Source organism: Peribacillus sp. YIM B13481 (assembly GCF_042787985.1).
Taxonomy (GTDB): Bacteria; Bacillota; Bacilli; order Bacillales; family DSM-1321; genus Peribacillus; species Peribacillus simplex_A.
Genome location: NZ_JBHZPE010000034.1, coordinates 46,297 through 54,261, shown reverse-complemented (window position 1 = coordinate 54,261; position 7,965 = coordinate 46,297). Strand labels below are relative to the sequence as shown.

The window sequence follows — 7,965 nt, the reverse complement described above, 5'->3', positions numbered from 1 at the left end:
TCGAATTTGGAGACTATGTGAACTGGTTTAATAAGTTGCGAATTCATGGAACTTTAGGCTACGTAAGCCCTCTAGAATTTAAAAAGTTGTCCCTTAAAAAGGTTGTTTGATTTAGTGTTGACAATCCAGTTTGCATGAAAACAATAAAAATTAATTATTTCCTACACAAAAAAACAGAAACAGAAAAACACTATCCTGCATTACGTTCCATTACAAGAACCAAACAACCCTTTTCAGACCATGGTTCATGTTCTGTATTAGGTCCATAACAGAGATAAGAACCTGCTCCATACTCAACATCATTGCTGATAAGAGCCCCATCTAATACGAATAATTCCTCGGTATCCTTATGCGTATGTTGAGGGAATTTTGCCCCCGGTGCAAATCGCACGACATAACGCAGTTCACCATTCTCATCTCGTAATGGAATTTGTTCTATACCATCCATAACAAATTTCCACTCACTGTTTGTGATATCAACGGAAAATAAATCTTTCATGTTATCATCTCCTTCTATACAAATAGTAATTTACGATGATATATTAGTCAATATGAACAAAAATGAACTATTCTTCAGGAGGAATGAATTATGGAAATTCGTTTGTTACAGACATTTCAAGCTGTTGTCCAATGTGGTAGTCAGATAAAAGCAGCAAATCAGCTACAATACGCACAATCTACCATCACCCTACACATCAATCAATTAGAAGAAAAACTCGGCATCGAACTGTTTGAGCGTAAAGGAAAACAAATGGTGCTAACCGAAGCCGGAAGACTTGTGAAAGAACAGGCAGATATTTTATTAAATCAAGTGGATGTAATCACCGAAACCGCAAAAGAATTTTCAATCGGTCAGAAAGGACTTATTCGGATTGGAGCAATTGATTCCATTGGCAAAACAAATTTGATTTCCGTACTAACAACGTTTATGAAAGAACATCCACAAATTTGTCTTTCCATCGAAAGTGGCGTAACCCAACAATTTAGTCAACGGATTATCGCTAACGAACTTGATATTGCCTTATGTCCCCCTCCATCACCAGAATTAAATCTTGAATTTTATCCGCTATTTGAAGAAAAGCTTTGTTTGATACTGCCAATCGACCATCCATTATCTACACAAGAAAAAATTTACATGTGTGATTTGGAAGATGAAAATTTCATTTTAACTGGACAATTGTGTGTTTATCGGCGAAAAATAGAGCATGTTTTTCTTCATCATGGCTTTCATTTACACTCTAATTACGATGCAGCAAACATGGAGATGGTTTTAAATCTTGTATTACAAGGGTTTGGTATTGCTATGCTACCTAGCAATTTCGTTGCCAATTCACACCAATACGCTATTCGTGACATCGATGATATTTCATTCGCTTTACCTGTTGGATTAATCCGCAAAAAAAATAAAGTCCTCAGCCCTGCTACAGAAAAATTGGTAGCTAACATATTTTCATCCTGCAAAACAAGCACAAAAACCAGCTAATGTTTGTCAAGCAGATCTGCCTTGGTACCTAAAAGATTTTTTGTTATAATGTTTATGGAAATGACAAATAAACCTCCATCGACGTGGAGGTTTATGGAATTTATTGATTATGTGCGATAGGGCTCGCCTCGGGTAAGGATGGCATAAACGTGATGTAGAAGCTAAGTGGGCGCAGGCGATCACGGCCACCTTGTAGGGCTTGCCCTCTTTCTTTGAAGTTCCCCGTGTATTCACCACATCTTCCTTCAAATAAGTTCCGTTAGGAATTGTTTGCTTCTTCGCAGATAACGAACGCCTAGTATTCATCCTCCTTAATCTGTTCGGTCCTTCCTTATCTTCTCGAGTAGACAAGTACTATGACCTCTGTTGACTTCTGATGATTCAGCTGTCACCAAGTGTACTTGGCTGTCATCAGACCTCCCCGGGTAAGAGTGCAATCTTTCCCTCCATCTATCTGCTTCATTTACTCTGTACCACCTTAGGCAGTAAGGACTTTGTTTTGTTTCGCAAACTCATCCAATGATACCTAGCCTTATATGAATTTCGTGTTCCTCAGACCGAAGGTTTGCCGCTTGCTTCCTTCAGATTCCACGTCAACGTGGACACCCTCGCATTAAGTTAACCACTACTACTGCCTTCATAGTTCGGGACTTTCACCCTATAGATTGCACCCATGCCGTGCCCACGAAAAAGCTGCCTTAAAGACAGCTCTGATCTTCAGCTAACGCACCTGATAGTTTAAGTACAATATTTCACAAACTTTCGCATTAATATTAGATGTATAATTAGTAAATGAAATACCAGTAAAACACATTCAAACCGTATTAATAAATATCCCCATAATCACAAGACCAATAAGGATAGCTGCAAGTGATAATATTAAAGCAAGACCTTACTAATTCACCACCAGTACCAAAAAAAGTATCAAGTATTCCTAAAACTAAAAAAATCACCTTATTTGAAGTTTTAGATTCATCTGCCTTAAAATCTTTATAGCCATAAATCAATAGGGATATAAAAGAAACCAGACCTATAAAAAAGAGAATGAACCCACCGAACATTTTCATAAAAAATTTCCCCTTCGTTACAAGTTTAACCAGAAATCTAACGGAAATATATTATATCTTTAATATAATACATTATCTGTTATTCCTAATCGTTGTGAAGGGGGTAATTCTTTTATTATCTTCTTATTTCTCTTTATTAAACTAAAGCACCCGTAAGTTTATTAAGAAAAGCGATTCTTATTTTATCTACGTGATTACATATTTCACTGGCGATATGTCAAAATCCATCAATTATTGGTGTTGGTTTTGAATAAAGTTTGATTAAAAATTTTCTGTAAACCCACAAGCTATGGCTAATAAAAGGAAACCATTTTGAAAAAAGATTAATCATAATGGTTTCCTTTCTTTTTGAATGGACTCTCCAGTTTTCTAAAAAAGTTTAATCAAAGTATCACAACTTTATTCAAAACTTCGCATCTTTCTTACAAACATCGCAATTTTATTTTAAAGACACAATTACCAATGGCGGATTCTTAAGAAGATTAATAATAAAATCCAAGTGAAAATTTAAGAAAAATTTAATATTTACCCCACTTTTTATTTTAAAAGTTTTTCCTATCCTATAAACAAGTGACATCAAGGAGGAGACTAAAAATGAAAAAGCGGGGATTTTGGTGCATTATTTCTAGTTTTTATTTTTAATATATTACCGATATCCCAAGATAAAGTAGGGGATTGAAAATATGAACAAAATGATAATACAGCTACTGAAAATTCCTAAAAGATTGAGATTACGAAGAGCAGATCTATCAAGGGAATCTGCTTTTGTTAAACAGTGAATATGCTGTTCAACAAGCTGGTATAAAATCGGATATCATAAATTTATTTACACACAAAGATTTAACAACCGGATACCAGTTACTTAATAGTGAAATAAAATTATCAGAAGAAATAGCTGAAAACCTATCGGAGATGATAGCGTAGTGTAAAGTAGGAATAAAGCTTAGATTAAAAATTTGAAAAAGAATTAGGAATTGAGGATTTATATGGAAAAATCAAAATAAAATAACTGCTGGCTTGTTGGCCGTATATTTATTTACATTAACATGGATTATAGTCTTTAAAATGCAATTTTCATTTCAAGGCTTGCCGGATTTTAGGGAAATCAACTTAATCCCTTTTGCTGGTTCAGCTAATATTAATAATCAAATAGATTTTAATGAAATAATCTATAATGTACTTGCATTTATCCCATTTGGAATTTATATCAGTATGCTAAAACCAATTGGGTCTTTCTTGAAAAAGATTGCAGTAATAGCAGGAGTTAGTTTGTTATTTGAAGTATTGCAATTCCTCTTTGCTATAGGAGCTAGCGATATAACTGACTTTATGGGAAATACATTAGGTGGAATTATTGGAGTTGGAGTTTATATTGTATTTTGTAAGCTGTTTAGTACAAAAGCAAATAAAATCCTTAATGTTTTAGCTTCAATCGGAACGATATGCATTGTTGCATTATTGCTGTTATTAATATATCTCAGGATTAGTGGTGTTATTATTTATAAAGTTTCCTAAGTAATTGGAGAATTGCTGTTCATGAAAATTAACAGAGGGTATACTATCAATGACTTTGATAAAGCAGGTTCTTTATTTATAAACAAGAATGACAAATATCACAAGCCACCTATTTTGAGGGTGGCTTTTTTACCAAGGCCATAAATCCATACGACTAATAAAATCATTGCTAATAAGACCTGCGCAGCCAATAACTTCACCAGAGTCCTCCATTAAACACCAAATAGGAAACGGACTATCCGTTGTTATGCTGTGTGTAATACAGTTCTCATATACTTTCATAGTGTTTTCGTTTGCCCATTTGCACTGAAAATATTTTATTGCTTTTTCTTTATACTCTGGATGTTCTCTAACACTAATAATTTGCGCTTCTTTTTCTTGTTTTAGTTTAAAGTCGGGTCTCCATTTTCTTAGAGTACATTAATTTATTAGCATTTTATCTAATTCACGAACTTTATCATATGACTCCAATAGTTGTTCAGGTATTAATGTTCTCCCATATTCCCAAGCATTAGTTTCTATTTCAGATTTTAGCTTTTCTTTTTCTTCTTCGTTACCATACATCAAAATCCTTAAATCATGTTTGTTTTTCTTAAAATCTAAATAATAACCAATCATACGATAAAGAATAATTTTAACAAAGTCTTCCTCTGTCTCTTTAATTCTAATTTTCCCTTTATAACCGTTAACTTGAAGGTAATTGAATTTTATAGTATTGGTCGATACGTTATAACTCATAGGTGCACTTAGATTATTGTCAAACTCATGAATAATATCCAAATTGTGCTCATTTAATGTGTTATTAATTATCTTTTCGATATCGCTTATATAAATCATTTAACTATCACTTCCCTTTTAAAGACTCTTCATTATAGTAGTAGATTAAGTTATTCTTCCTTTATCAATATAATAAACTGTTGAGATATTAAAATCACATAGTAAAAAATAAAGGAAATATTTACTATATAATACTAAAGTGGAGGGTAAGTCCTACGAGAAGTGTGATTAATCCCTAATAGAACCCCTAAAGGAATTTGCTTTAAATTACTCTTTCATACTTTCCTCCCTCTATTTATTTCACTTTAAAACTTACTATCATTGGTTGTAATTCTTCTTGAAATTGTTCTACCATCATTTCAGGTGAAGGCATTTTATTATACTTTTCAATCCAAGAAACGTAATGAAGTGCTACATTATGCGCAATATCAAAGTAGGGGACAGGTTCGTTGTAACCACACACTCTCTGTGAGCTGGAAATTTATCTCTGAAGTCTTACATCGTTTGCCGTTATTTTACATATTCTTCATGCGTCATGCTCAGAGCTTCCAAGAAGTATTCCCGTGCATGGTATTTGGTAGTAAAGGTAATCCAACACATTATAGTAAATTGGGTTTTACCGAAGAATATGATTATGCACCTTTTAAAGAAAAGCCAAAAATACGGTCTTATTTTTAACCTCAATCGTTAGCTGAATAAGCAAAAGACTTATCCAAAGTTCCTTGAAATATTAATTATTACCAATTATTGTCCCGTAATACGTTTTACTCCTTCTCTATCCAGAAAAAAGGCCCAAACCCCTGTGATATCAAAGATTTGAGCCTTTGTTAGTTGATGACCTGTGAGGGATTCGAACCCACGACCCCTTCCCTGTCAAGGAACGTGCCTCAATACAAAATCCCTATCCATGTTTTCACAGCCGTCGCTAGAATCAATAGAGCCAATATGACTTGCAGGACTTTTACATTCATCTTTTTACCGGCCATCGCCCCAAGCGGAGATGCTATTAAACTAGCAACAACCATGATCAATGCCGGATAGAAATCAACTTGCCCTGTTGAGATTTTCCCTGCTGTTGCACCAATGGATGAAATGAATGTGATTGCTAATGAAGACGCGATCGTAACCCTGGTTGGAATTCTTAAAACGATGAGCATGATGGGAACTAATAGAAAGCTCCCTCCAGCCCCGACTATTCCAGACCCTAATCCAACGATTAATGCAAGTATGGCCGCAAGCCATTTGTTAAAGGTAACTTGATCCAAGGGAATGTCATCTATGCCTTTCTTCGGAATGAACATCATGACAGCCGCTATCAAAGCCAAAATGCCATAGACGATATTCACTCCGTCTTCCGACATCGATTGTGATCCAAAGCTTCCAACCACGCTTCCGATTAGAACGCTGATCCCCATATAGAAAATGAGCGTTTTATTTAAATGTCCGCTCTTACGATAGCTCCATACACCTCCGATGGAAGCGAATAAGACTTGTACAGCACTTATCCCTGTTACATCATGGGCACTAAATGCCACTAAACCGAAGATGGGGGGAATAAACAGAAGCATTGGATAATTTATAATCGAGCCCCCGATGCCGAGCATTCCAGAAACATATGAACCTATAAAACCAATTAAAAAGATGGTAATGATAAAGATGATATCCATTGTACCTGCCTCCCTTAAAAGAAGGGAACCCTAATGGTTCCCTTCTCTTATCAGCCTTTCCTGATCCAAAATTTCAGTATATCATTTTCTTCTGCCGTTTCCACTAGTTCATGACCACCGGATCTTGACCAAGCAGCTAAGTCGGCTTTAGCTCCTTTATCGGTTACATGTATTTCCAGCACTTGTCCGGTTTGCAAATCATTCATCGCTTTTTTCGTCTTAACAATCGGCATTGGACATGCAAGTCCCCTAGCATCTAACACTTTATCTGAAATCATTTTTCATCTCTCCTATTGGCTTCATTTTTTATCAGGTTTAGCGAACCGCACAACGATTTGGTCCGATTTCCATTTCGCGCTGTTTTTCATCATCGGGCTCGATTTTCCCCATATTGGTTTCGCGAATGTCTTGATAAGCGTTCGGTTGAGGTGGTAAATTACCTGTTACCAGCTCTCTGAATTCTATTTCATCGGCAATGTTCATTCCATGATTTTCAGCAAACAGCGTTCCCAACTTTTTAGCGACACTTCCGTCTTCATTCAATTCATCAATGATCATGAAATGTGATGGCAATACGATTAACTCGTCCGATAGTTCCCTATAACGTGTATACAGTGTTTCTCTCAAGTCCCCTACCCAATCTTCAGCCAATCCCGCTAGGTCCGGTCTGCCAATGGAATCGATGAATAGTATATCTCCGGAAAGCAGGTATTTTCCATCGACCACAAAAGATGTGGAGCCAATGGTGTGGCCAGGGGAGTATAATGCTTCGATATCAATCGCTGAATGACCGATCTTTATCACTTTACCGCTTTCTAATGGCTGATATTCAAAAGTTACCTCAGCTGCATCTTTTGGCGGCAGCCAGTAATCTGCTTTTGTCCTTTCCGCTATTCGTCTTCCTCCTGAAATGTGATCGGCATGTAGGTGTGTATCTAGAACATGTGTAATTTTCACTCCGATACCATCGGCGAAATCAAGGTAGGCATCAATCATTCTTGTGGAATCAATAACGGCTGCTTCACCATTGGAAACGACCATGTATGATAAACAGCCTTTACCAAGTCGCACAAATTGGTAAATTTCTCCGACATTGGTCAACTCGCCGATTTTCACCGGTTCCAAATGTTCACTCCATGTTTTCATTCCACCCTTTAAGTAAGAAACATCCAATCCAGCTTCAAAAAGCATCTCAGCTACCATAACGGATGAGCCTTCCTTTGCACATACAACCAGGATTTCCTTATGTGCCGGAATTTGATCGATGATTTCTTCAACGCCATCCAGTAAATCGAAGTAAGGGATATTAAGGAATTCAAAATTCTCCCCTTCCATTTTCCAATCGTTAAAATCACTTTCATTTCGAACATCCAAAATGAATAAGTCCGTTTTATTGATTACTTTCTTTGAAACCTCCGCCGCTGTCATTGGATTAACTGCCATTCTTTATACCCCC

General features: G+C 36.1%; 9 protein-coding genes and 1 pseudogene. 4 read left to right on the top strand and 6 right to left on the bottom strand.

The features are described from left to right. Nucleotides 1–17 precede the first annotated feature (17 nt). Nucleotides 18–110 (top strand): IS3 family transposase, encoded by a 93-nt coding sequence (locus ACFX4X_RS17850; protein ID WP_375540555.1) that lies wholly within the window; start codon nt 18–20, stop codon nt 108–110. An 80-nt stretch (nt 111–190) separates the two neighbouring features. Here ACFX4X_RS17850 and ACFX4X_RS17845 read toward each other — a convergent pair whose 3' ends face one another. Next, a complete protein-coding gene (locus ACFX4X_RS17845) occupies nt 191–499 on the bottom strand; it encodes a cupin domain-containing protein (protein WP_002094998.1) in 309 nt (102 codons plus the stop codon). Nucleotides 500–589: 90 nt separating this feature from the next. Here ACFX4X_RS17845 and ACFX4X_RS17840 point away from each other — a divergent pair, with 90 nt between their 5' ends. Beyond that, nucleotides 590–1,483 (top strand): LysR family transcriptional regulator, encoded by an 894-nt coding sequence (locus tag ACFX4X_RS17840; RefSeq protein WP_377385080.1) that lies wholly within the window; start codon nt 590–592, stop codon nt 1,481–1,483. An 824-nt stretch (nt 1,484–2,307) separates the two neighbouring features. On the opposite strand, the gene ACFX4X_RS17835 is transcribed toward ACFX4X_RS17840, so the two are convergent. Then, entirely contained in the window at nt 2,308–2,550 is a 243-nt protein-coding gene (locus ACFX4X_RS17835) for a hypothetical protein (protein WP_377385078.1), read from the bottom strand. Nucleotides 2,551–3,184: 634 nt separating this feature from the next. Between ACFX4X_RS17835 and ACFX4X_RS17830 the strand changes: the two are divergent. Further along, nucleotides 3,185–3,471: pseudogene (locus tag ACFX4X_RS17830) on the top strand (D-Ala-D-Ala carboxypeptidase VanY); the annotation flags it as partial. A 96-nt stretch (nt 3,472–3,567) separates the two neighbouring features. Further along, nucleotides 3,568–4,065 carry a VanZ family protein gene (locus ACFX4X_RS17825; protein ID WP_377385076.1) on the top strand — a complete coding sequence of 166 codons (498 nt, stop codon included), beginning with the start codon at nt 3,568–3,570 and terminating at the stop codon, nt 4,063–4,065. A gap of 420 nt (nt 4,066–4,485) precedes the next feature. Here ACFX4X_RS17825 and ACFX4X_RS17820 read toward each other — a convergent pair whose 3' ends face one another. From ACFX4X_RS17820 to ACFX4X_RS17805, 4 genes are all read right to left on the bottom strand, one after another. After that, entirely contained in the window at nt 4,486–4,902 is a 417-nt protein-coding gene (locus ACFX4X_RS17820) for a hypothetical protein (protein WP_284471056.1), read from the bottom strand. Between the two features lie 827 nt (nt 4,903–5,729). Continuing rightward, nucleotides 5,730–6,509 (bottom strand): sulfite exporter TauE/SafE family protein, encoded by a 780-nt coding sequence (locus ACFX4X_RS17815; RefSeq protein WP_284471057.1) that lies wholly within the window; start codon nt 6,507–6,509, stop codon nt 5,730–5,732. 50 nt (nt 6,510–6,559) lie between these two features. After that, complete coding sequence (locus ACFX4X_RS17810) at nt 6,560–6,787, bottom strand: sulfurtransferase TusA family protein (protein WP_089363273.1); 228 nt, start codon at nt 6,785–6,787, stop codon at nt 6,560–6,562. A gap of 37 nt (nt 6,788–6,824) precedes the next feature. Next, nucleotides 6,825–7,952, bottom strand: a complete 1,128-nt coding sequence (locus ACFX4X_RS17805; RefSeq protein ID WP_377385073.1) for an MBL fold metallo-hydrolase — start codon at nt 7,950–7,952, stop codon at nt 6,825–6,827. Nucleotides 7,953–7,965 lie beyond the last annotated feature (13 nt).

Bases quoted from the DNA above. Each gene is read 5' to 3' on its own strand.
- ACFX4X_RS17805 (WP_377385073.1), bottom strand. From the start codon at position 7,952: ATGGCAGTTAATCCAATGACAGCGGCGGAGGTTTCAAAGAAAGTAATC.
- ACFX4X_RS17840 (WP_377385080.1), top strand. From the start codon at position 590: ATGGAAATTCGTTTGTTACAGACATTTCAAGCTGTTGTCCAATGTGGT.
- ACFX4X_RS17835 (WP_377385078.1), bottom strand. From the start codon at position 2,550: ATGAAAATGTTCGGTGGGTTCATTCTCTTTTTTATAGGTCTGGTTTCT.
- ACFX4X_RS17815 (WP_284471057.1), bottom strand. From the start codon at position 6,509: ATGGATATCATCTTTATCATTACCATCTTTTTAATTGGTTTTATAGGT.
- ACFX4X_RS17845 (WP_002094998.1), bottom strand. From the start codon at position 499: ATGAAAGATTTATTTTCCGTTGATATCACAAACAGTGAGTGGAAATTT.
- ACFX4X_RS17820 (WP_284471056.1), bottom strand. From the start codon at position 4,902: ATGATTTATATAAGCGATATCGAAAAGATAATTAATAACACATTAAAT.
- ACFX4X_RS17810 (WP_089363273.1), bottom strand. From the start codon at position 6,787: ATGATTTCAGATAAAGTGTTAGATGCTAGGGGACTTGCATGTCCAATG.